This window comes from Pseudomonas sp. Z5-35 (genome assembly GCF_051131945.1).
Lineage (GTDB): Bacteria > Pseudomonadota > Gammaproteobacteria > Pseudomonadales > Pseudomonadaceae > Aquipseudomonas > Aquipseudomonas marvdashtae.
Map to the genome: position 1 here is coordinate 1940012 of NZ_CP071640.1, position 22312 is coordinate 1962323.

A 22312-nucleotide genomic window follows, 5' to 3' on the forward strand; every position below is an offset into this window, starting at 1 on the left:
ACATTGCGTCGGCAGGTTCAGGCGAAGGCTGCCGGGGTCTTTTCACTGATGACCTGGCCGGCCTGCATCCGGACCAGTTGGTCGGCGATGTCGAAGTAACGATCATCGTGGGAAATGACGATGATGGTTTTGCCCAGGGCCTTCAGCTCCGGCAGCAGCTCGGTGTAGAAAACCCGCCGGAACACCGGGTCCTGGTCGGCGGCCCATTCGTCGAAGACCAATACCGGGCGCTCTTCCAACCAGGCGTTGAGCAGTGCCAGGCGCTTGCGCTGTCCGGTGGAAAGATCGGTGGTGCTGAACACGCCGTCGTGAATGCTGACCTTATGGGCGATCTCCAGGCGCTGCAGGTAGCGGTTGGCGTCTTCAGGCACCTGTTGATCGCCTTGCACCAGTTCATCGAACAGGTAGTAGTCGGCGAAAATCGTCGTGAACAATTGGCGGTAATCGTCGCGGCCGGCAGCCAGTACCGGCTTGCCGTCCAGGAGGATCTCGCCGCCCTGGGGCGAATAAAGCCCCAGCAGCAATTTGATCAACGTGGTCTTGCCTCCGCCGTTCTCGCCGACGATGAACACAATCTCGCCCTGGGCGATGGAGAGGTTGACCGGTCCGAGGGCGAAGGCCTGGCTGCCATCGACCGCTGGGAAGGCGTAATGCACGTCACGCAATTCAAGCTGCTGGAGCGTCGGCTTGGGGACGCCCTTGTCGTTGAGCAACAGGTGCGGCTCCGGCGAGGAAAACTGCTCGGCCAGTTCGGCGATGCGCTTGAAGGCAATGTTGGCGCGGCTGATCACCGGCAGGGTCATCACCAGGTATTCCAGCGGCCCCTTCATGTACAACAACACCAGCACAAAGCCGCTGAGCACCGCTTTGTCAGTGCCCAACCACAGCGATTGCAAGGCCAGGACCAAGCCGATGACCACGAAAAACAGCATCGAGCCGAAGGTCTTGGCGATCACGAAAGTGTTGACCGAGCGGATGTTGGTGTCGCAGATCTGGTCGGCGGTGGCTTCGATACGCTGGCTGAACATGCGCTGGCGGCGTGGGCGATGAATGCGCAATTCCTTGGCGCCGGCGGCGATTGCGCTGTAGTGCTTTTGCAAGGCGTCTTCGGCCTCGCGGGCCGCTTCGAACCCCCGGATGCCACGGGCCCGCGCCACGTATTGGATGACAGTGCCGATCACCAGCGCGACCAGCAACAGCGCAAACATCGGCAATGACAGGTAGGCCAGGTAGCCCAGGCAACCAAGCGTGACGGTGAAGGCGATGGCCAGTGGCGCAAAGGAAAACGCGAAGTTGCTGACCATGTTGACGTCGTGGGTCAGTATCGGGATGAGCCGATGACTGCGGAATCGCTCGATCTGCTCGATGGGCGCCAGCAGGACTTTCTGGCCGAGGGATTTGCGCAGGCTGGCGATGATGTTCTGGCCGACGTGGTTGGTGCCGATGTCCGACAGAATTGACGTCAGCAGCGCCGCCACGCACAGGCCGGCGAAGGTTGCCAACACCTGCGGCGTCGGCCCGGCATCGGCGTTCAAGGCGTCGTTGATGGTTGCCAGCAGGGCGGTGATGCTCAGTCCGCCCAGCATGCCGAGCAGGATCGACGCCACGACAATGAGCCGGAACGGCTTGAGCAGGCTGAGCACTTCACGCAGGGCACCGCGGGAGTTCGAGATCATGGGAGTTCCCTTTTCTGGGCCGGTGATGGCAATGGTTAAAGACACGGGCTAAGTGGCGCTAGGCGGGTAGGCACGGCTTACATATCCCGGGCGACCCGGAACCCCAGCCAATCGCCGCGTGCGTCGACATACACCGCATTGCGGTTGCCCGAACGGGAAAACACCGGCGCTTCGCCCCAATCGTTGCCACGAATGCGCCGTATCTTGCAGTTGCCTGTCAGCGCGGCGCGGCCATCGCTTGGGGCGCCGGCGTAGTTCTCGTTGAAGCAGTCGGCGGTCCATTCGTAGATGTTGCCGTGCATGTCGTACACGCCGAAGGCGTTGGGCGCGAAGCTGCCGGCCGGGGCGGTGAAGTTGTAGCCGTCGGCCGCGCCATAGGTGTTGGCGTGCTGAGCGATGCTGTAGTCCTTGCCTTCATCGAAGGGGAAGGGGAACGGGCCGGAGCTGCCGCCGCGTGCTGCGTACTCGCGCAGGGATTCGCTGACCAATCGGTATTGCTTGCCGGTCTTTTTCGACAGCCAGGCCACGTAGGCATTGGCCTCGGCGAAGTCCATGCACACCGCCGGGTGCCGGTCGGTGTACTGCTTGCGCGGGTCGCTGCCCTGATAATCCGGGACGCCGGCCTTGCAGGCGCGACCGGGACGCTTATCGCCATCGGGCATCACGTAGCCGCTGTCTTGAAGGAAGGCGAACCACTCGCCTTCAAGCACTTGGAAGCGGCTGATCGCCAGCGGCTTGGCGAACGTCACCGGATGCATCGGCCCCTCGTCGGGCTCGCGTCCCACTTCGTCGTCCGGGGTGCCCATCTGGAAGGTGCCGGTGGGCAGCACGACCATTTCCGGGCAGTCCTTGCAGTCGCGAAAAACCTGGCCCGGTTGCGCGGCCTGGGCGCCGGAGGGCAGCAGGGCGGCGAGGGCCAGTGTCGGGAGTAGCTTCAACGAAAAACTGTTCATCCGTCTCTCTCGATAAGTCAGGTTCAGAGTGTCTTGCCCAGCAAGGTCATGAAGCGATCGATCTCGGCTTCGCTGTTGAGCAGCCCCGGCGCGGTGCGCACCACCGGCCCCGCGTCGCGGTGCACGGCGTCGGCGATCACGCGGTTCTGCATCAGGTAGGCGGCGATTTCGTCGCTCTTGCGCTTCTTGACACGGAAGAAGGTGAACCCCGCCGACAGTTCGGGGCTCAGCGGCGTGACCAGTTCGATTTGCGGCAGTGCCAGCAGTTGTTTTTTCAGGTAGCCGTTGAGGGCGTGAATGCGCGCCTGCACCTCGGCCTTGCCCAGTTGCAGGTGCAACTTGAAGGCCTCGTCCGCCGCCCAGCGATGTTCGAAGGCGTGGTAACCGCCAGGCGTCATGGTGGTGGAAAACGCCGTGGCCTCGGAGAAGGTCGGGATGATCGGCGTGACGTACCTGAGCTCTTCGCTGCGGCTACACACCAGGCCGGTACCGCGCGGACCGAACATCCATTTGTGGGTGCCGGCGATGAAGAAATCGCAATTCATCGCCGGAAAATTCAGGTCCTCGACGCCGAAACCGTGCACGCCGTCCACCACATGAATGATTCGCTGTTCATCGCTGCGGCCCTGGTTGTGCTTGTCCACCAGGGCGCCGATCTTGTCGATCGGCAGCTTCACGCCGCTGCCCGAATGTACCCAGGTCATGCCCAGTACGCGGGTTTCGGGGCGAATGTTGCGGTCGATGGCCGTGAGGATCTGTTCATGGCTGGCGTCGTGGGCGTTGTCGAACAGCTTGATCTTGCGCACCCGGGTGCCGTCCCGTTGCTTGCGCAAATCGAGAATGGTGTGGGTGGCGTAGTGTTCATGGGCGGTGGTGAGGATTTCCTGATCGGGCCGTACATGGACGCCGCCGTAAATCATCGCCAGGCCTTCGGTGGTGCTGCCGGTCAGGGCGATCTGTTTCGGGGTCGCTTGCAGGTAGCGACCGGCCCAGGTCCGTACGTTTTCCTCACGCTCTTGAGTGACGCCCAAGTCCCAGTCCATCAACAGCCCCGGGTTTTTATCCAGCGCGGCACGGTGCCGTTCGATAGCCTCGCGCACGGGGCGCGGGTGGGTGGTGATCAGGAAGTTGGAGAAGTGCAGGTAGTCCGGATCCTGGTTGAACAACGAGCGCAACTGCGCCCATTTGTCCTGAGACAGCGGCGGCAGTGGATCGGCCACGACTGTGGATGGCAGGCTGGCGGCTAACGGCAAGCCAGCGGCGAGAATCCCGGCCTGCTTGAGAAACGTGCGGCGTTCGTTCATGGCTGGCCGACCTTCTGGGTCGAGGCGATGGCGGGGCGGGCGGCTTTCTGGACCTGATCCCAGACCCGCAGGAAGTTGCCGCCCCACAGCTTGGCGATGTCGGCCTCGGAGTAGCCACGTGTCAGCAATTCGGCGGTGACGTTGCGGATGTCGCCGACGTTCTCCCAGCCTTTCACGCCGCCGCCTTCGTTGAAGTCCGAGCTGATGCCGACGTGGTCGATGCCGATCTTGCGCACGGTGTAGTCGATGGCATCGCCCAGGTCCTTGAGGCTGGCCTTGGGTTCGTCTTCGAGGATGCCGTAGAGCTGGCCGGCGTATTCGCCGAACTTCTGTTCCGGCCATGCGGCAATGATCGGGTCGCCCGGCATCAGCGCCATCGCCAGATTGGGCAGCGGCGGCAGGCCGAAGCGCTCGCGCAGGGCGTTGAGTTTGTCCTGAGTCTTTTGCGTCAGCGGGCGCAGGTATTGGGAAAAACCGACAATTTGCACCACGCCGCCGCTGGCCTTGATCAGCTGCATTTCCTTGTCGCTGAGGTTGCGCGGGATGTCGACCATCGCCCGTGGCGCGGAATGGGAGGCCACCAACGGCGTACGGCTCAGTTGCGCGACTTGCTCCAGGGCCGGGGTCGACATCTGCGACACGTCGATGATCACCCCCAGGTCGTTCAGGCGTTTCACCGCTTGCTTGCCGATGTCGGAGAGACCGCCGAGGGCGTCCGGCGAATCATTGAAGAACGGCAGCGGCCGCGAAGAGTCGGCCCAATCGTTATTGCCGATGTAGCTGAAGCCGAACATGCGCATGCCCCGCGCCGTCCAGAGGTCGAGCAGGTTCAGGTCGTTGCCCAGTGGATAGGCGTTGAGCATGCTGATGAAGATCGCGAACTTGCCTTCGCCGTGCAGGCGCCGGAAGTCATCCGGGGTGTAGGCGATGGCGACCTGGTTGGGAAAGTCCCGGACCATGCCGGTGATGATTTTGTAGCGCACTTCCTGCTGGTTGCGCGCCTCCTCGACGAAGCCGGCGGTGGGCTTGTGCGGGGCGTTGGGGCCGTTCCAAAGCTCGGGCCAGCCGAAGATGGTCAGGGCTGCGCCAGACAAGTGGCCACGATTGGCTTTCACCAGGTCGAACTGGCCGCTGCCGTCCTTGTCGGCTTCATTGCCGGCGGTGCCGAAATCCAGCGGCACGGTGATGTGGCTGTCGAAGGACAGCAGGCGTTCGTGCAACTCCCTGGCCTCTTTCATCACTTTGACCGGGTAGCCGGGATTGTCCCGCCACCAATGGTCCCAGGCCGCGAGCCCGCCACCGACGACCAGCGCCAGGGCCAGGGGCACGCCGATGAACAGAGCCTTTTTCGAACGTGGTGTTGTCATTGCCGATCTCAGTCTGGTTCGCCTTGGAAGAACAGGCTCGAGGGCCTTTGCTATCTGGGGGGAACGAGCGGTCGGGCGGGAAATTTAGGCGCCTGCATCATCGCCATCGTCAGCAGCCGAGCTGTTCTCTTGCCTTAAATTTGTCCGCTCAGCCAACGTTCTAGCTTGGATAAAGCCCGCCCCAGGGTGAACACAGGTAAGGCAATGACGATTTCTCGACGATGGTTCATGGCAGGCCTGGCGCTGACCGGTGCCGCCGTGCCTGCGGTGTATTACGGGCACCGTGAACTGACCCGGCCGGACCCGACCATCACGCCCGGCGAGGCTTCGTTCGAGGTGGCGGACGTGGCGGGTCAACGCCGTGCCAACACGCTGCGCGGCATCTGGACGATCCGTTTTACCGGACGCGATGCCGGGCTCGACGGGCTGCCGGACGATGGCCTGCAGGTGTTTCTCGACATTGCCCACAAGGGCCGTGGCTTGGTGGGTTGCCTCGACACCGCCGAGCGCCTGCGCGCCGGGGACGAACCGCGCTACCGCGTATTGGGCGACCTGGCCGGCAGCGATCCGAAGCAGCTGAGCTGGCGATTGATCGGCGCCGAGCATGACGCGCCGGATTACGAATTCATCATGACCCTGGACGAAGTCTGGGCCGGCTTTGGCAATGCCGGCACGGCCACGCTCAGCGGGCGGGTGTTGCGCCTGGATCGTCCGTTGGCGTCGCCCGAACTCGACCATCAGTTTGTTGCGGTCAAGCAGCGTTTCCCCGAAGCCCGGGAACGCATACCGCTGAGCCCGGCGTTGCTGGCCTGGCTGGTGTCGCCCGAGCACCGGCTGTTCCATCAGCTCTGGCATGCCTCGCGGGACAAATGGCACACCCTGGACGAAGACAAGCGTGATGCCTTGCGTGGCATCGGCTGGCAGCCCGGCCCGAGAGGTCAGGAACGTGACGCTCGCGGCAAGCGTAAGGACCGCAATGGCTCGGGCGTGGACTTCTTTTTCATGCACCGGCACATGCTGGGCACGGCCCGTTCGTTCCAACCGCTACCGGCGTGGCCACGCTTTCCGTTGCCGCAACCGGAGCTGGAACGTGATCGCCTCGGGTTTGCCCGGTATTTCGACAACGTCGATGGCACGGCGCTGCCGCCGACCTGGCTGGCCCGTGGTGATGAGCAGTACGCCCAGTGGGTCAGCGACATCAAGACCGCCGAGACCTATCACAGTAATTTCCAGGTCTGGGAATCGCGCTATCGTGACCCGCGCTACCTGTCGAAATTGACCTTGGGCCAGTTCGGTTCGGAAGTGGAACTGGGCCTGCACGACTGGCTGCACATGCGCTGGGCCTCGGTGCCGCGTGACCCGTCCAACGGGCACCCGGTGCCGTTCGCCCGCGATCCGGCGGACTTCGCCCAGCGTTGGTTCGAGCCGGAAAACGACTTTCTCGGTGACCCGTTTTCTTCCCACGTAAGTCCGGTTTTCTGGGCTTTCCACGGTTGGATCGACGATCGCCTCGAAGATTGGTATCGCGCCCACGAGCGTTTCCATCCGGGCGAAGTGAGCCGGCTCGAGGTCAACGGCGTGCCCTGGTTCGCGCCCGGTCGCTGGGTGGAAATCGCCGATCCCTGGCTGGGACCGGACACCCACGGTTGCAGCACCACGCCGGGGTTGCAGGGAGGACGCTCGGTAGAGATGGACCCGGAAACCATGAAGCTGGCGTTGCGCATTACGTTTGGCAGCGATGACGACAAGCTGGCGCAGCTGTTCCGCCGCGTGCCGCAACGGCCGTGGTATGCGCGTAATTTCAAGTCCAAGCCGGTATGAACCCTGGCTTGGACTGACCGAGCCTGGGCTCTGTGGTGACGGCTTTTGTGGCGAGGGAGCTTGCTCCCGCTGGGCTGCGTAGCGGCCCCAGAATCTTGCGGTCGCTGCGCAACCGAGCGGGAGCAAGCTCCCTCGCCACGGGTATCGTTTTATATTGAGGAGGTTCTAGCGCGGCGCGGCGATGTCCAGGGCGCGGTTGGCCAATAGCTCACCGAGTTCGATCATCTGCTGGATTGCCAGCGCGAAACTCCGTCGCGAGCCTTCCAAATCAAATGCCAATTCGCTGGCCATAACGTTGACCGAGGCGAGGGTTTCGCTGAGGTTGGCCAACAGGCATTCCATGTCCGCTCCTTCCGCCACGGTGATGCTCGGCTTTAGATCGGCGCCACCCGCCAACCCCCACCCAACGCCTTGTACAACGCCACGCTCGCCTGCACCCGCGCCAATCGCAATTGCACATTCATGTCCTGGGCGGCGTAGAGCGTGCGTTGGGTTTCCAATACGGTGAGCAGGTCTTCGGCGCCGGCCTGGTAGCGGCTTTGGGCGATGTCGAAGGCGGTCTGGGCCTGGTGCAGTTCTTCGGTCTGCCATTGCCGTTGTTGATCCAATCCGTTGATGCTGTTCAGGGCTTTTTCGACGTCGGCGAAGCCGTTCACGATCGCTGCGCGATAGGTTTCCAGCAATTCTTCTTGCCGGGCGCTGGCCCTGTCCCGTTCGGCCCGCAGGCGGCCGTTGTTGAAGATCGGTGCGGTCAGGCCGGCGCCGAGGTTGTAGACGTTATTGCGCAGCAATTGATCGGCGATGTCGGCGCCAGTGGCCAAGCTCAGGCCCAGGGTGACCGAGGGCAGCATGGCGGCGCGGGCCACGGTGATATCGGCCTGAGCGGCGGCGAGGCGTGCTTCGGCGGCGGCGATGTCGGGGCGGCGGCGCAGCAGCTCGCTGGGCACGCCAGCATTGATGGCGGGCCAGTGCAAGCGGTCGAACGGTTCATCGTCGAGCTGGAGCGACTGCACCGGTTGGCCCAGCAACGCCGCGAGGGTGATCAACGCTTCGCGGGCTTGTTGTTGCACTTGCGGCACGCGGCGTTGTTGGGTCGCCACCAGGCTTTTTTGCTGGGACAGCTCCAGGGCCGTGGCGCTGCCGGCGTCGTAGCGGGTTTGCACCAGCTTCAAGACGTTTTGTGCGTTGGTCAGGTTCAGTTCGGCGATCCGCTGTTGTTCGCGCAGCGATAAGGCTTGGGTGTAACTGTTGGCGACGCCGCTGAGCAAGGTCAACTCCACGGTCGCGCGGTCGAACTGGCTGGCCGCCAGCGTGCTCAGCGCACTGTCCCGGGCCGCCCGCTTGCCGCCCCAGAAATCCAGCTCATAGCTGGCGCTGAGGTTGGCGTCGTAGTAGTCGATGGTGCGGTTGTCCCGGTCGACGTCCAGTTGGCTGTAGCCTTTGCCGCGCAACAATTCCTGGCGATTGCCGTTGAGCCCGGCCGTGACCGCGGGCAGCAACGGCGCGCCGGCGATCACCGCGCTCGCCTGGGCCTGGCGCACCCGGGCCATGGCCGCGGCCAAGTCGAAGCTACCCAAGCGTGCCTGTTCGATCAATTGATCGAGTTGCGGACTGCCGAAATGCGTCCACCATTGTTGGTTATCCGCTCGGCTGCCAGGGGTGTCGAGGCTCTGCCAGGCCTGGGGCGGCTGGATGCCACTGTCCGGTGCCGACGCAGGAGTGGCGCAGGCGGCCAGCAACAGGCTGGCGGCCAGAAGGGTCAGGTGCGCTTTCATAGGGTGGGGTTCATTCACTGGTGAGGGCCGCGACCGGGTCGAGGCGAGCCGCCTTGCGGGCGGGCATGAAACCGAAGACGACGCCAGTGATCAGCGCGCAACCGAAGGCGCCGAACACCGCCAGCCATTCGAAGGCCACGGCGATCTTGCCCAGCAGCAATGCGCCGCCCACCAGCAAGGCCAGGCCGATGCCAGCCAGTCCACCGACCACGGAGAGCATCACCGCTTCAGTCAGGAACTGGCGCAGGATGTCGCGCTGGCGGGCGCCGGTGGCCATGCGGATGCCGATCTCCCGAGTCCGTTCGCGCACCGTCATGAGCATGATGTTCATCACGCCGATGCCGCCCACCAGCAGTGAAATCGCCGCAATGGCCCCGAGCATCAGCGACAGCGTGCCTTGGGTGCGGGCCTCGGCCTGGATCATCGCGGCGTTGTTGGTCAGCTCGAAATCCTGCTTGCCGTCATGCAGGCGCAACAGGGTGCGGGAAACGGCGTCCTCGGCTTCCTTGACCTTGCCGGCGTCCCGCGCCGCGATCACTACGTATTCCGGATGACGTGTGCCGAACAAGCGCACGCTGGCGGCGGAATAGGGCACCGCGATGCGATTGTCGGCGTCCGAGTCGCCGGAGCTGGCGCCTTTTTCGGCCAGCACGCCGACGACCTGGAACGGTACGTTTTCGATCAGGATGTAACGGCCGATGGGATCGACGACATCCTTGAGCAACTTCTGCCGGACCTTGTAGCCGATCACGGCTACCGCTGCTGCGCTGCGTTCGTCGGCTTCGCTGAAGTAACTGCCCTGGGCCACCGGCCAATTGAAAATGGTCGGGAAGTTGGTGTCGTTGCCGCCCACATAGCTGGTGTGGTCGAGGTTGCCGAAACGCACGTTGGCGTTGTTGCCGTTGACCGGCATGATGCGCTGCACTTCGGGCAGGGCGGCGAGGGCGGCAATGTCGTGTTCGCTGATGATGCCCTTGGTGGCGCGCGGATTGGGTGCCGTGCCGTTGAGGTAGATAATGTTCGAGCCGAAGGCGCCCATCTGGGCCATGACCTGGCGCTTGCTGCCTTCGCCCACGGCCAGCATCACCACCACCGAGGCCACGCCGATGACGATGCCGAGCAAGGTCAGGGCGGTGCGAAAGCGGTTGATCCACATCACTCGCCACGCCGCTTGTACCGCGTCGATCAGCTCACCTTTCCAGGCACCGTTGTGCTCGCTGCCGGCGCTCAGGCGCTGGCGCAGGTCCACCGCTTGCAATGCGTTCGGATTGGCTTGTGGGACGCTCGGCGAAGCGGTGGCGCTGTCGCTGATGATCAGCCCATCGCGGATTTCGATGATGCGTTTGGCCCGCGCGGCCACGTCGCGATCGTGGGTGATCAGGATCACCACGTGGCCCTGGCTCGCCAGTTCGTCGAGCAACGCCATGACCTCGATGCCGCTCTGGCTGTCGAGCGCGCCGGTGGGTTCGTCGGCGAGGATGATGTGCCCGCCGTTCATCAAGGCCCGGGCAATCGATACCCGCTGTTGCTGCCCGCCGGACAGCTGGTGGGGACGGTTGCCGGTGCGGCTCGCCAAGCCGAGGCGTTCGAGCAGGGCGCTGGCCCGGGCGTGGCGCTCGGCGGCCGAGGTGCCGGCGTAGATGGCCGGCATCTCGACGTTCTCCTGGGCGCTGCCGGAGGGGATCAGGTGGTAGCCCTGGAACACAAAGCCAAACGCTTCGCGCCGCAGCCAGGCGAGTTCGTCGCTGCCCAGGCCGGCGACGTCTTCGCCGGCGAAAAGATACTCGCCACGGGTGGGACGGTCGAGGCAGCCGAGGATATTCATCAGCGTCGATTTACCGGAGCCGGACGCCCCGACAATCGCCAGGAACTCCCCCGCATGGATCGACAAGTCGATGCCACGCAAGACTTCCACCCGTGGGCTGTCGCCGCCGCCGTAGGCCTTGCAAATGTCCCGCAGTTCGATCAGGGGCGTATCCATTTCAGCCCCCGCTGCCGCTGGCCGGTCCGATCAGCACCCGGTCGCCTTCGTTCAGACCCTCGATAATTTGCGTGCGCAGGCGGTCGCTGACGCCGGTGCGAACAGTGCGCGGCTGGACGTCGCCATTGTCGGCCAGCACCCGTACCTGACCGGCGTCCTGCAAGGCGGCGATGGGCACGGTCAGCACGTCCTTGGCTTGGGCGGCGACGAAAAATACCTGGGCGGTCATGTCGGTCATCAGCGCGCGGTCGGCGTTGTCGACGTCCAGCAACACGGTGTAGAGAACCACCCGTTCGCTGCCGCTGCGGCCACCGGTAGGGCCGCCGCCCTGGCTGGCTTCCAGCGGGCGTGGCGGCACCGGTAGGACCTGGCGAACGGTGCTGCTCCAGCGGCGGCTGCCGCCGGACAGGGTGGTGAAGTAGGCGGTCATGCCTGGCTTGACGTGGCCGATGTCGGCTTCCGAGACTTCGGCCCAGACCGTCATCGGCGACAGCCGGGCGATGCGCAGGATCAATGGGGTTTGCTGCTGGGCGTTGAGGGTCTGGCCTTCCCGGGCACCGATGGCGACGACGGTGCCGCTCATCGGCGCATAGATGCGCGTGTAGCCCAGCTCGGCCTCGTCGCTGCGCAGGCTGGCCTGGGCCTGGCGGATCTGGGCCTGGAACATGTCGATGCGCGCCTGGGTCGCCCGCACTTGCGCCAAGGCGGTCTGCACGTCTTCTTCGCGGGTGGCGCCGCCGGCCTTGAGTTGCTGCTGGCGGCGGAATTTCTGCTGCGCCAGGTCGTGCTGGGCGCGCTGTTCCTGGAGCTGGGCCTTGAGGTTCTCAATGGAAAAGCGCCCGGCGTCGAGCTTGGCTTTTTGCGTGGACGGGTCGATTTCTACCAGCAGTTGGCCTTCGCGCACTTCGTCGCCGGCTTCCACGTGAATCCTCTGGATCTGCCCGGACGCCTGGGCGCCGACGTCGACATAACGCCGCGGTTGCAAGGTGCCCAGGGCAGTGACGCTGTTTTCGATATCGCCACGGGTGACGGAGGCGGTGGCCACGGGGGCACGGTTCGGCGCAACCGCTTGCCACGCAGCGAAAGCCACGGCCGGCAAGAGGGCGAAGGTCAGGAGCCAGGCGGGTCGGGTGAGGCGGGGACGGTTCATGCAGGGTTCCGGCCAATGATATCGGGCCCGTCGCAGGAGCAGCAGGGACGGGGGGCTGTTCTGGTAGACGAGCGTTACGGGCGGGAATTTAGCGGGTGCCAGTTGAACGACACTAACCCCGTGGCGAGGGAGCTTGCTCCCGCTGGGCCGCGAAGCAGGCCCAAGGCAGGCAACACCTAAAAATTGTGCACTCAGGTTTTGGGGCCGCTTCGCGCCCCAGCGGGAGCAAGCTCCCTCGCCACAGAAGCGGTTTTAGACGCCCAATCAGATGAACGAACCCGCCTTGATACAAACCAAAGCTTTAAATCTATATGAGAATTACTATAAATTACGCGATTGAATTTGCCATTATCGTGCCATGCCCTTTTCCGGCATGTCGGGTGGCACAGGGATAGCTGTCGCAGCCATTGCGCACGGGAGTCATGTTGGAAAACTACTATCGCGAACTGGTGTGTTTCCTGAACGCCAGGCTAGGCAACCGCCAGGCGGCCGAGGATGTGGTGCATGACGCCTACGTGCGGGTACTGGAGCGCGCCAGTGATACGCCCATCGAGCAACCCCGGGCGTTTCTCTACCGCACGGCGTTGAACCTGGTGATCGACGGGCATCGGCGCAACACCCTGCGCCAAGTCGAATCCCTGGATGTGCTGGACAGCGAGGAACGCTTCTTCACCCCATCGCCGCATACCAGCCTCGACCACGGCCAGCGCCTGGGCATGCTGCAACGGGCCCTGGCCGAGTTGCCACTGCTGTGTCGCGAGAGCTTCCTGCTGCGCAAGCTCGAAGGCTTGTCCCATGCGCAGATCGCCGAGCGCCTGGGCATTTCCCGGGCGTTGGTGGAGAAGCACATCGTCAACGCGATGAAGCACTGTCGGGTGCGCGTGCGGCAGTGGGACGCGCCTTGATTCACCTTCACTGATCGCGCAGCGGTAAATTTCCCCACACCGTCCTCGTTCCTCTCAACAGACGACTTGACGGCCTTACGCGGGCCGGGCGAGTCACCCAGGCTTTCGCGCCCTGTTGAGGGGCTTCTCCAGAGGACACTGGACATGACTCAGGCAATTGCTGCGCCCAACGTTCACGACTTGATCGGCATCGGCTTCGGCCCCTCGAACCTGGCGTTGGCCATTGCGCTCCAGGAGCGCGGCCCGGTCCAGGGCGAGCTGGATGTGCTGTTCCTCGACAAACAGGCCGACTATCGCTGGCATGGCAACACCCTGGTGACCCAGAGCGAGCTGCAGATCTCGTTCCTCAAGGACCTGGTGACCCTGCGCAATCCCACCAGCCCGTATTCGTTCGTCAATTACCTCAAGCACCATGGCCGCCTGGTTGATTTCATCAACCTGGGAACCTTCTATCCGTGCCGCATGGAGTACAACGACTACCTGCGTTGGGTCGCGGCGCAGTTTGCCGGGCAAAGCCGCTACGGCGAAGAAGTGCTGCGCATCGAACCGGTGCTGCACAACCAGCAAGTCGAAGCGCTGCGGGTGATTTCCCGTAGTGGCCAGGGTGAGGAATTCGTACGCATCACCCGTTCGGTGGTGGTCAGTGCCGGTGGCACGCCGCGTATTCCCGAAGCGTTCAAAGGCTTCAAGAATGACGCCCGGGTCTTCCACCATTCTCAATACCTGGAGCGCATGGCGACCCAACCGTGCGTGAGCGGCCAGCCAATGAGCATCGCCATCATCGGCGGCGGGCAGAGCGCGGCGGAGGCCTTCATCGACCTCAACGACAGCTTCCCGTCGGTGCAGGTCGACATGATCCTGCGCGGCTCGGCCCTCAAGCCGGCGGACGACAGCCCGTTCGTCAACGAAGTGTTCTCGCCGGAATTCACCGACCTGGTGTTCCAGCAACCCCACAGCGAGCGCGAGCGCCTGGTCAACGAGTACCACAACACCAATTATTCGGTGGTGGACATCGACCTGATCGAACGCATCTACGGGATTTTCTACCGGCAGAAAGTATCGGGCGTGGCGCGCCACGCGTTCCGCACCCTCACTACGGTGGAGAAAGCCACGGCCACTGACGCGGGCGTGGAACTGGCGGTGCGCAACAACGCCACCGGTGAACTGACGGTGCGCCGCTATGACGCCGTGGTGCTCGCCACCGGTTACGAGCGGCAGATGCACCGCACCTTGCTGGAGCCGCTGGCGTCGTACCTGGGAGATTTCGAGGTGGATCGCAACTACAAGTTGATCACCGACGAGCGCTGCAAGGCCGCGATCTATATGCAGGGTTTCTGCCAGGCCAGCCATGGCCTGAGCGACACCTTGTTGTCGATCCTGCCGGTGCGTGCCGATGAAATCGCCGGCTCTCTCTATGAACACGGCAACCATCGCGGGCAGAGGCATTCGGTGGGCGACCTGAAGCTGGCCACGGCGTAGGGCTCGGCAACGAAATAGCCCAATCCCACGCTCGCCGGGAAATTCCTCAGAAATTTCCTACACTCTCAACGTGCCTACTGGTTTCGGCTAGCGGGTACGTTGACGGTTCGCTGTTCCCTCGCTTTGGCAGTTCGAACCTATCAGCCGGTCGCTAGCCTGTAGCGCTCCGGGCCGATTTCGCCAAGCGAAACCCTGATCCAATGATGCTGTTCCTGCGCACAGGCCTGGCGGCGATATGGCTGGGCTTAGCATGTGTGGCGCCGCAGGTGGGTGCCGAACCCGAGTCGCTGCGCGTGCTCGGGCGTTCCACCGTGAGCGACTATTCCGCCTCCCTGGACGAGGCTGATCGGCGCTGGCTGCGGCAAAAGGGCAGATTGGTGCTGGGGGCCTCGGCGCCGGATTATCCGCCGTTCAGTCTCACCGCAAATGGCCGGGATTATGAGGGATTGACGGCCGATTACGCCGAGTTGCTGGGGCAGCTGCTGCATGTCGAGATCCAAGTGCGGCGTTACGCGTCACGGGACGCATCGCTCCAGGCGTTGCGCGATGGGGAGATCGATCTACTCGGCACCGCCAACGGCTTCGAGGCCAGCGATCCCGCGCTAGTCATGTCCCAAGCCTACGCCGATGACCTGCCCACCCTGGTGGCCCGCGTCGACGACAGCGAGGATGTGCCCACGGACCTGGCAGGCAAGCGGGTAGCGATGCTTTATCACTACTTGCCACCGGACCAGGTCGAGGCGTTCTATCCGGACGCCACTTTGCAGTTGTTCCCCTCGACCTTGAGCGCCATTGGCGCCGTAGCGTTTGGCCAGGCCGATGTTTACCTGGGAGATTCGATCAGCGCCCATTACCTGATCAGCAAGAACTACCTGAACAACGTCCAGTTGGTGGATTTTTCCCGTATGGAAGTGCAACCCTTCGCCTTCGCGGTCAGTCGCGACAATGCGCGGCTGTTGCGCATCGTCAACGCCGGCTTGCAAGCCATTCCCGTTGGCGAGCGCATGGGGATCCTGCGGCGCTGGAGCGCCGGCGGGGCGAGCGTGGCGGGTCAGCCAGCGGTACATTTCAGTGTCAACGAACAGCGCTGGCTCGACGCACATCCGCGGATCAAGGTGGCGGTCAGCGAACATTTCCTGCCGCTGACTTTTTTTGACGAGCAGGGCCATCTGCGCGGTATCGGTGCCGATGTGCTGGCCAGGATCAGCCTGCGTACCGGCCTGAAATTCGACATCCAGCGTGGCGACTCGGTGGACGCACTGATTGGCCTGATCGCCAGCGGCAAGGCCGACGTGCTGGCGACCGCCATACCCAGCGCCGAACTTGAGGATGAGTTGCGTTTTACCCGACCGTACCTGACGAACCCGTTCGTGCTGGTGGTGCCCATCAAGGCCAGGGACGCGCTGACGGTGGATCGGATGGCCGGCAAGCGACTGGCACTGGTGCGTGGCAACGTACTGCGTGAGTACCTGCTGGAGCAGTTCCCCGGCGTGCAACTGGTGTTGGCGCAAAACGCGGCCGACGCCATGGCCATGGTCGCTGCGGGCACGGCGGATGGCGCGATCAATTCGTTGATCAGCGCCCGCTATATGATTTCTCGCCAGTATCGCGACTCGCTGCAAGTCACCAGCACCGTGGGCACGGTGCCCGCGCGCGTTGCCCTGGCAACGAACCGGGACGCGCTGGAGCTGTATTCAATCCTGGACAAGGCGCTGCTGAGTATTTCCCCTGAGGAGATGGATGAGCTGACCAACCGTTGGCGCAGTGAAGTGGTGATCGACGACAGCTACTGGCTGCGCAACCGCACCACCATCGTCCAAGGGTTTGCCATCGCCGCGCTGCTGTTGTTGTTGACGTTGGGCTGGGTTGTCTACCTGCGGCGGCTGCTGGAGCAACTGCGCGTGGCCAAGGCCAGTGCCGACGATGCCAACCGGGCCAAGACCACGTTCCTGGCGATCATGAGCCATGAAATCCGCACGCCGATGAACGCCGTGATCGGCATGTTGGAACTGGCGTTGAAAAAAGCCGACCAGGGCGTCATGGACCGGCCCGCCCTCGAAGTTGCGTCGAGTGCTGCCCAAGGCTTGTTGGATTTGATCGGCGACATCCTCGACATCGCTCGCATCGAATCGGGACGGCTGTCGCTGGTGCCCGAGCGGGCCAACCTGCGGGCCCTGACCGAGTCGGTAGCGAGAATGTTCGAAGGCCTGGCCCGGCAGAAACAGCTGCGTCTGCAACTGGACCTGGATGCGGCAGGCAATCATGACGTGTCGATTGACCCGCTGCGCTTCAAGCAGATTGTCTCGAACGTTCTGAGCAATGCCATCAAGTTCACCGATCAAGGCTGCGTGCGCCTGAGCTTGAAAACCGAACCGACGCGTGACGGCAAGCGTCTGGACATTCACCTGCGGGTCGAAGACACCGGCGCCGGAGTATCCGCCCAGGACCAGCGACGCCTGTTCAATCCGTTTACCCAAGTTGGCGACAATACCGAAGCCGCTCGCGGCGGTTCCGGGTTGGGGTTGGTCATCAGTCGCACCTTGTGCGAAATGATGGGAGGCAGCCTGCGGCTCAGTAGCGTGCCGGGGCAGGGCACGCAGGTCGAGATCCTGCTGGAGTTGCCGTTGCTCGAAGCCGTGACCCAAGCGCCTGCGGTCAAGGACGAGACGGTGGCGCCGGCCCAGGTGCTCAACGTCCTGGTGATTGACGACTACCCGGCCAACCGCTTGTTGTTGTCCCAGCAGATCAATTACCTGGGTCATGTTGCGCATGAAGCTGAAGACGGCGCCCAAGGTTTGCGTGTGTGGCGCGCCGGGCACTTCGATGTGGTCATCACTGACTGCAACATGCCGCTGATGAGCGGCTACGAACTGGCGCGCGCCATTCGCAACGAGGAGCGGGTCCAAGGCTTGTCGCCAACGAAAATCCTCGGGTTCACGGCCAATGCCCAGCCCGAGGAAAGAGACCGGTGCCTTGCGGCGGGCATGGATGATTGCCTGTTCAAACCCATCAGCCTCAAGCAACTGGATGCCTGCCTGGTATCGATCACGGCCGGTTCCGCCGCGGAGCCGGCCGCGGCCACTGACGACTTCGATTTGACCAGCCTGGAACAACTGACTGGCGGCGACAGGATTTCACTCAGCAAGTTGATGCAAGCGCTGATCGATAGCACTGCGTTGGACAAGGATCGGTTGCAGCGATTGTTTTCGCATCACGACTTGCCCGGGTTGTCCGACCTGGCGCATCGGATCCAGGGCGGGGCCCGGCTCATCCAGGCACAGCGCCTGATCTTGGCTTGTGAGGCATTGGAAAGCGCCTGTCGGGCGGGCGACGTCTCGTCACTCGGCGACGCGGTGGACCTATTGCGCCAGGCGATGGAGCGCCTGGCCGAACGGCTGGAAACTCACATGGCGAGCACAGGCCTTGTCACCGGGGCGCAAAGTGGTGCGTTTGATCCTTCTTCGGGCAATCAGGACTGATCCGTGGCTCCCGGAACCGCAGGTCGTTTGGCGATTTTTCCGCCTGTTTTTAGGATTCGTCCTACAGCGTCGCTAAAAACCTTCCTCTAGCCTGACGCGACTTAACGTTCCCAAGCCGGTTCGTAACTGTCGCGTTGCCATTGGAATGCCTGCCATGCCAAATAAAGCACTACGTATCATGATTGCCGACCCATTGCATTTTCATCGAATGCAGCTGGAACGCCTTTTCAATCATCTGGGCTATTTCCGCATTGCGCCGGTGAGTGACGTGCACGAGTTCCTGACGTTGGTGGACTATGGCTGCGAGCCGTTCGACCTGGTTGTCGTCAACGCCAGTTTGGCAAAGCGCGCGCTGGACCTGCCTGGGTTCTGCCTCGATAACCTGCAAGTCCGTCATGGGCTGATCTATAACGCTCAGGAACCTGCGCTGGGGACGTTGCCCGCCGGTCGGCGAGCCTGTTTGCAGATGATGACCGCCCAGTTACCCGATGCTGTTTCGCTGCGGCGCCTGATGAAGGGCGTCGATCCCGAGGCCAGCGAGTCGGCCCAACCCTGGGAGGCGCCGTCAGGCAGGGGCACGGCGGCTGATGTGCGCCGTTAGTCGGCACTGTCAGATCTGACAGGTGGCGCGACCAATCACCTGTGTAACAGTCCGGTGCAGTCATGGCGTCGGCGCCGTTTGCATTGACTCGGGGAGCTGTATTGAAAAAAGTACTGATTGTTGATGACCACCCTGTCATCCGAGGGGCGCTGCGGCTTGTCTGCCAGAACGAAGGATTCACTGAGGTTACGGATGTCAGCAGCACGACCGATGCCAGGACGCGCATCAAGGACAACGTTCCGGACCTGGTGATCCTGGACCTGGTGATGAACGGTTTCGATGGCCTGGACTTGCTGGCCTGGATCACTGGCCAGTATCCGGAGTGTGCCGCGCTGGCGTTCACCTCCCAGGATGCCCCGCATTTCTGCAATCGCTGTACCTCGGCCGGGGCCAGGGGGTTTGTGACCAAGAAAAGCGATCTGAAAGAGCTGATCAAGGCCATTCACGCCATCAAGTCCGGCTATTCCTATTTTCCCCAGATGGCCGTCAGGCTGGATTTCCAACAACAAACCGAGCAGCAAGCGCTGGAGAGGCTGTCCACGCGCGAGCTTTCCATTTTACGGATGCTGGCGATGGGCATGCGAGGCAAGGACATCGCCGAGGCGTTGTTCCTGAGCCCCAAGACAGTCAGCACCTACAAGACCCGCCTGTTGGAAAAGCTTGGGTTGAATTCCCTGGTGGGCCTGTCGGAGTTTGCCAAGCGCAATCAGCTTTGAAAATCACTGTTCTGTAGATAGAACGCTAAGACCGATTTTTGCAGTCTGGTGCACCAGCGGTATGGGTTTTAAGCTGTGTCCATCGAATCACAACACCTGATTTGGAGACGCAGCTTGAAACAGATCATTGGCCTCTACACCAGTCCAAGGCCGCACTGGGTCGGCGACGGCTTCCCGGTGCGCACGCTATTTTCGTACGACAACCTGGGCAAGCACATCAGCCCATTTCTCCTGCTGGACCATGCGGCCCCCACCGAGTTTGCGCCCACCCGTGAACGTCGTGGCGTCGGTCAGCATCCTCATCGCGGTTTCGAGACCGTGACCATTGTCTACCAGGGCGAGCTGGAACACCGTGACTCCACCGGCAGCGGCGGCAAGATCGGCCCCGGAGATGTGCAGTGGATGACCGCCGCCTCTGGGATCATTCACGAAGAGTTTCATTCCGAAGCGTTTGCCCGGCAGGGCGGCTTCATGGAAATGGTCCAGTTGTGGGTCAACCTGCCAGCCAAGGACAAAATGGCCCCGGCCGGCTACCAGACCCTTCTCAAGGGGGACATCCCGAACATCGTCCTGGAGGACGCCGCCGGCAGCCTGCGGCTGATTGCTGGTACGTTCCAGGGCCATCAAGGCCCGGCGAAAACCTTCACCCCCATCGACGTCTGGGATATCCGCCTGAATGCCGGCAAGGACCTGACGCTCGACCTGCATGAAGGCCGCAGCACCGCGCTGGTCGTGCTGCGTGGCTCGGTCCAGGCCAATGACCGCGAGCGGGTGGAGGCGGGGCAATTAGCCCTGTTCGAGCACGCTGGTGATCAATTGAACCTGCACGCCGACACAGACGCGGTATTGCTGCTGCTCAGCGGCGAACCGATCGATGAACCCATCGTCGGTCATGGTCCGTTCGTGATGAACAGCGAGCAGGAAATCCACCAAGCCTTCGAGGATTTTCATTCCGGGCGCTTCGGGGGTATGGACGGCTGAGGCAGCGCGCGCTCCTACAAGGTTTTTCGGCGATCTCTACAGCCGGCTGATTCTGTGCCAATCTTCCCGCCAACGACCTTCTGGAGCTGTCCCCTGATGCTGTCCCTGATCACCGATCACCCGCTGCTCAGCGCCCTGGCGTTGCTTATGCTCGACTTGCTGTTGTGGCGGCTGGTCAGTGTTGATCGGACCTATTGGAAAATCGGCGGGCGGCTGGTGATTTTTTCGTTGTTCAGCATGTTGCTGTTCAGCGAAGGGCTCAATCCCATGGAACCCGCGCAGTGGGTCGACGATGTGCCGCGGCACTTGGCCGCGACCGGTTTGCAGATTGCCTGGTGGCTGTTCGCCGCGCGGACCCTGACGGTCATGATCGGCGCGGTCATGATGCAACGGGTCGGCCATACCGGGCGATTGCTGCAGGATCTGCTCGGCGCGGTGATCTTCCTGGTCGCGGTCATCGCGGCGCTGGCCTACGTGCTGGATTTGCCGGTCAAGGGCGTGTTGGCGACGTCCGGTGCGATGGCGATCATCGTCGGCCTGGCCTTGCAGAGCACGCTCAGCGACGTGTTCTCCGGGATCGTGCTCAACACCACCAAGCCCTATCAAGTCGATGACTGGATTTCCATCGATGGCACCGAAGGCCGGGTCACCGACATCGATTGGCGGGCGACACGGTTGCAGACTTCCCAGGGCAGTATGGCGGTGATTCCCAACTCACTCGCGGCGAAGGCCAAGATCGTCAACTTCAGCCGGCCCAGCGATATGCATGGCTTGGCCGTGAGCCTGCAGGTCAGTCCTCACGCGCGTCCGCAAAAGGTCATCGACGCGCTGGAGCGCGCAATGATCGGCTGCCGCGCGCTGCTCGCCAGCCCGGCGCCTTGCGTGACGCTGAAAAGCACGGGAAGCGCTGGCGCGGAATACGAGATCAGCGGGTTCGTGGCTTCAATGGGGCAGAAGCGCGAGGTACGCAATCAATTGTTCGACTTGGCGTTTCGGCATTTGCAGGCGTCGGGCGTCAGCCTGTTGTCCACCGGCGAAAGCACCGCTTCGATGGGCGCATCGCGTCCCCGGGCGCTGTTGGAAAGCTCAAGCATTTTCTCTACGCTGCGCCCGGATGAAAAGGATACCTTCAGCCAGAACATGACGTTGCAGACCTTTCGCGCCGGTGACATGATCCTGCCCGCCGGTGAGGTCAGCGACCATTTGTTCATCATCGAAACCGGCGTGATCAGCGTCACCCTGATTCGCAACGGCCAGCCATTCGAAGCCGCGCGCATGGGGCCGGGCGAGGTGATTGGCGAAGCCGGAATTGTCTCCGACCAGGCCACCCTGGCAAGTTTCTCGGCCAAGACCTTCTGTACACTTTATCGCATCGAGAACAGTTACCTCAGACCCTGCCTGGATGCCCGTCGCGACATCAACGACGCGATGAAAAACCTGCTGGACGTGCGCATCCACCTCGCCCAGAACCTGACCCGCGACGTGCCCAAGCCGATCGCCAAGAAGCGTTTTTTGCAATGGCTGCGCAGTCGGGTCTGACAAAAAAGCTTGCGGTCAATTCCATAGGTAAATCCCGGTCTCCATTGGCCACCCGAACTTCCCAACAATTGGCTATTTGTCCCGCGCCTGTGCAGGACTAACGTAGCGCCACACCTCAATTGTCCAGGAGTTCAAGATGCAACCACGTATCGATTTCTACGCCGCTTCCCCTGATGCCTACAAAGCCATGCTGGCCCTGGAAACCGCGGTCTCGAAACTGGGCCTGGAAAAGTCGCTGCTGGAGCTGGTCAGGCTGCGTTCCTCGCAAATCAACGGCTGCGCCTTCTGCATCGACATGCACACCGCCGACGCGCGCGAGAGCGGCGAGACCGAACGTCGGCTGTATGCCGTGACGGCCTGGCGCGAGGCGCCATTCTTTACCGGCCGCGAACGCGCCGCCCTGGCCTGGACCGAAGCCCTGACCCGTTTGAGCGACACCCATGCTCCCGACGCAGACTACGGATTGCTGAGCGAGCACTTTACGCCCAAGGAAATGGTCGACCTGACCGTGGCAATCAACGCCATCAATGGCTGGAACCGGCTGGCGGTGGGCTTCCGGAAAATGCCCGAGATGTAAGGCGCCCA

At 62.8% G+C, this 22312-nt stretch carries 16 protein-coding genes and 1 pseudogene; 9 read left to right on the plus strand and 8 right to left on the minus strand.

The window, feature by feature from the left end; genetic code table 11:
- Positions 1-17 precede the first annotated feature (17 nt).
- The 4 genes from J3P95_RS09100 to pvdM all read right to left on the minus strand — a co-directional run bounded on the left by J3P95_RS09100 (position 18) and on the right by pvdM (position 5300).
- Positions 18-1676, minus strand: a complete 1659-nt coding sequence (locus J3P95_RS09100; RefSeq protein ID WP_434562293.1) for a cyclic peptide export ABC transporter — start codon at positions 1674-1676, stop codon at positions 18-20.
- A 77-nt stretch (positions 1677-1753) separates the two neighbouring features.
- Complete coding sequence (gene pvdO, locus J3P95_RS09105) at positions 1754-2629, minus strand: dihydropyoverdine dehydrogenase (RefSeq protein WP_434577743.1); 876 nt, start codon at positions 2627-2629, stop codon at positions 1754-1756.
- 23 nt (positions 2630-2652) lie between these two features.
- Positions 2653-3933, minus strand: coding sequence for a pyoverdine-tailoring periplasmic protein PvdN (gene pvdN, locus J3P95_RS09110; RefSeq protein ID WP_434577741.1), 1281 nt, complete (start codon positions 3931-3933; stop codon positions 2653-2655).
- The gene (gene pvdM, locus J3P95_RS09115) at positions 3930-5300 is read right to left on the minus strand and encodes a pyoverdine-tailoring dipeptidase-like protein PvdM (RefSeq protein WP_434562299.1); all 1371 of its coding nucleotides are present in this window, start codon (positions 5298-5300) and stop codon (positions 3930-3932) included. Before pvdM ends, pvdN begins: the two co-directional genes overlap by 4 nt.
- A 204-nt stretch (positions 5301-5504) precedes the next feature.
- On the opposite strand from pvdM, the gene pvdP reads away from it, so the two are divergent.
- On the plus strand, positions 5505-7121 hold the full coding sequence (gene pvdP, locus J3P95_RS09120; protein ID WP_434562301.1) for a pyoverdine maturation tyrosinase PvdP: 1617 nt from the start codon (positions 5505-5507) through the stop codon (positions 7119-7121).
- 165 nt (positions 7122-7286) lie between these two features.
- On the opposite strand, the pseudogene J3P95_RS09125 reads toward pvdP, so the two are convergent.
- The 4 genes and pseudogenes from J3P95_RS09125 to J3P95_RS09140 form a co-directional block, all read right to left on the minus strand.
- Positions 7287-7484, minus strand: a pseudogene (locus J3P95_RS09125) (DUF6124 family protein); the annotation flags it as partial.
- Positions 7485-7495: 11 nt separating this feature from the next.
- Positions 7496-8896 (minus strand): efflux transporter outer membrane subunit, encoded by a 1401-nt coding sequence (locus J3P95_RS09130; protein WP_434577738.1) that lies wholly within the window; start codon positions 8894-8896, stop codon positions 7496-7498.
- Positions 8897-8906: 10 nt separating this feature from the next.
- The gene (locus J3P95_RS09135) at positions 8907-10877 is read right to left on the minus strand and encodes a MacB family efflux pump subunit (protein ID WP_434577736.1); all 1971 of its coding nucleotides are present in this window, start codon (positions 10875-10877) and stop codon (positions 8907-8909) included.
- Position 10878: 1 nt separating this feature from the next.
- On the minus strand, positions 10879-12027 hold the full coding sequence (locus tag J3P95_RS09140; protein ID WP_434577734.1) for an efflux RND transporter periplasmic adaptor subunit: 1149 nt from the start codon (positions 12025-12027) through the stop codon (positions 10879-10881).
- Between the two features lie 422 nt (positions 12028-12449).
- On the opposite strand from J3P95_RS09140, the gene J3P95_RS09145 reads away from it, so the two are divergent.
- From J3P95_RS09145 to J3P95_RS09180, 8 genes are all read left to right on the plus strand, one after another.
- Complete coding sequence (locus J3P95_RS09145) at positions 12450-12932, plus strand: sigma-70 family RNA polymerase sigma factor (RefSeq protein ID WP_434562309.1); 483 nt, start codon at positions 12450-12452, stop codon at positions 12930-12932.
- A gap of 144 nt (positions 12933-13076) precedes the next feature.
- Entirely contained in the window at positions 13077-14411 is a 1335-nt protein-coding gene (locus J3P95_RS09150; protein WP_434562311.1) for a lysine N(6)-hydroxylase/L-ornithine N(5)-oxygenase family protein, read from the plus strand.
- 200 nt (positions 14412-14611) lie between these two features.
- On the plus strand, positions 14612-17890 hold the full coding sequence (locus J3P95_RS09155) for a transporter substrate-binding domain-containing protein (protein WP_434626497.1): 3279 nt from the start codon (positions 14612-14614) through the stop codon (positions 17888-17890).
- Positions 17891-18044: 154 nt separating this feature from the next.
- A complete protein-coding gene (locus J3P95_RS09160; protein WP_434577729.1) occupies positions 18045-18491 on the plus strand; it encodes a response regulator in 447 nt (148 codons plus the stop codon).
- Positions 18492-18592: 101 nt separating this feature from the next.
- Complete coding sequence (locus tag J3P95_RS09165) at positions 18593-19207, plus strand: response regulator (protein WP_434577727.1); 615 nt, start codon at positions 18593-18595, stop codon at positions 19205-19207.
- 114 nt (positions 19208-19321) lie between these two features.
- Entirely contained in the window at positions 19322-20188 is an 867-nt protein-coding gene (locus J3P95_RS09170; protein WP_434562319.1) for a pirin family protein, read from the plus strand.
- 96 nt (positions 20189-20284) lie between these two features.
- Positions 20285-21727 (plus strand): mechanosensitive ion channel domain-containing protein, encoded by a 1443-nt coding sequence (locus J3P95_RS09175; RefSeq protein ID WP_434577725.1) that lies wholly within the window; start codon positions 20285-20287, stop codon positions 21725-21727.
- Positions 21728-21863: 136 nt separating this feature from the next.
- A complete protein-coding gene (locus J3P95_RS09180; RefSeq protein WP_434562323.1) occupies positions 21864-22304 on the plus strand; it encodes a carboxymuconolactone decarboxylase family protein in 441 nt (146 codons plus the stop codon).
- Positions 22305-22312 lie beyond the last annotated feature (8 nt).

Bases quoted from the DNA above. Each gene is read 5' to 3' on its own strand.
- J3P95_RS09150 (WP_434562311.1), top strand. From the start codon at position 13,077: ATGACTCAGGCAATTGCTGCGCCCAACGTTCACGACTTGATCGGCATC.
- pvdN (WP_434577741.1), bottom strand. From the start codon at position 3,933: ATGAACGAACGCCGCACGTTTCTCAAGCAGGCCGGGATTCTCGCCGCT.
- J3P95_RS09140 (WP_434577734.1), bottom strand. From the start codon at position 12,027: ATGAACCGTCCCCGCCTCACCCGACCCGCCTGGCTCCTGACCTTCGCC.
- J3P95_RS09155 (WP_434626497.1), top strand. From the start codon at position 14,612: ATGATGCTGTTCCTGCGCACAGGCCTGGCGGCGATATGGCTGGGCTTA.
- pvdM (WP_434562299.1), bottom strand. From the start codon at position 5,300: ATGACAACACCACGTTCGAAAAAGGCTCTGTTCATCGGCGTGCCCCTG.
- J3P95_RS09100 (WP_434562293.1), bottom strand. From the start codon at position 1,676: ATGATCTCGAACTCCCGCGGTGCCCTGCGTGAAGTGCTCAGCCTGCTC.
- J3P95_RS09135 (WP_434577736.1), bottom strand. From the start codon at position 10,877: ATGGATACGCCCCTGATCGAACTGCGGGACATTTGCAAGGCCTACGGC.
- J3P95_RS09180 (WP_434562323.1), top strand. From the start codon at position 21,864: ATGCAACCACGTATCGATTTCTACGCCGCTTCCCCTGATGCCTACAAA.
- J3P95_RS09175 (WP_434577725.1), top strand. From the start codon at position 20,285: ATGCTGTCCCTGATCACCGATCACCCGCTGCTCAGCGCCCTGGCGTTG.
- J3P95_RS09130 (WP_434577738.1), bottom strand. From the start codon at position 8,896: ATGAAAGCGCACCTGACCCTTCTGGCCGCCAGCCTGTTGCTGGCCGCC.
- pvdO (WP_434577743.1), bottom strand. From the start codon at position 2,629: ATGAACAGTTTTTCGTTGAAGCTACTCCCGACACTGGCCCTCGCCGCC.
- J3P95_RS09145 (WP_434562309.1), top strand. From the start codon at position 12,450: ATGTTGGAAAACTACTATCGCGAACTGGTGTGTTTCCTGAACGCCAGG.
- J3P95_RS09160 (WP_434577729.1), top strand. From the start codon at position 18,045: ATGCCAAATAAAGCACTACGTATCATGATTGCCGACCCATTGCATTTT.
- pvdP (WP_434562301.1), top strand. From the start codon at position 5,505: ATGACGATTTCTCGACGATGGTTCATGGCAGGCCTGGCGCTGACCGGT.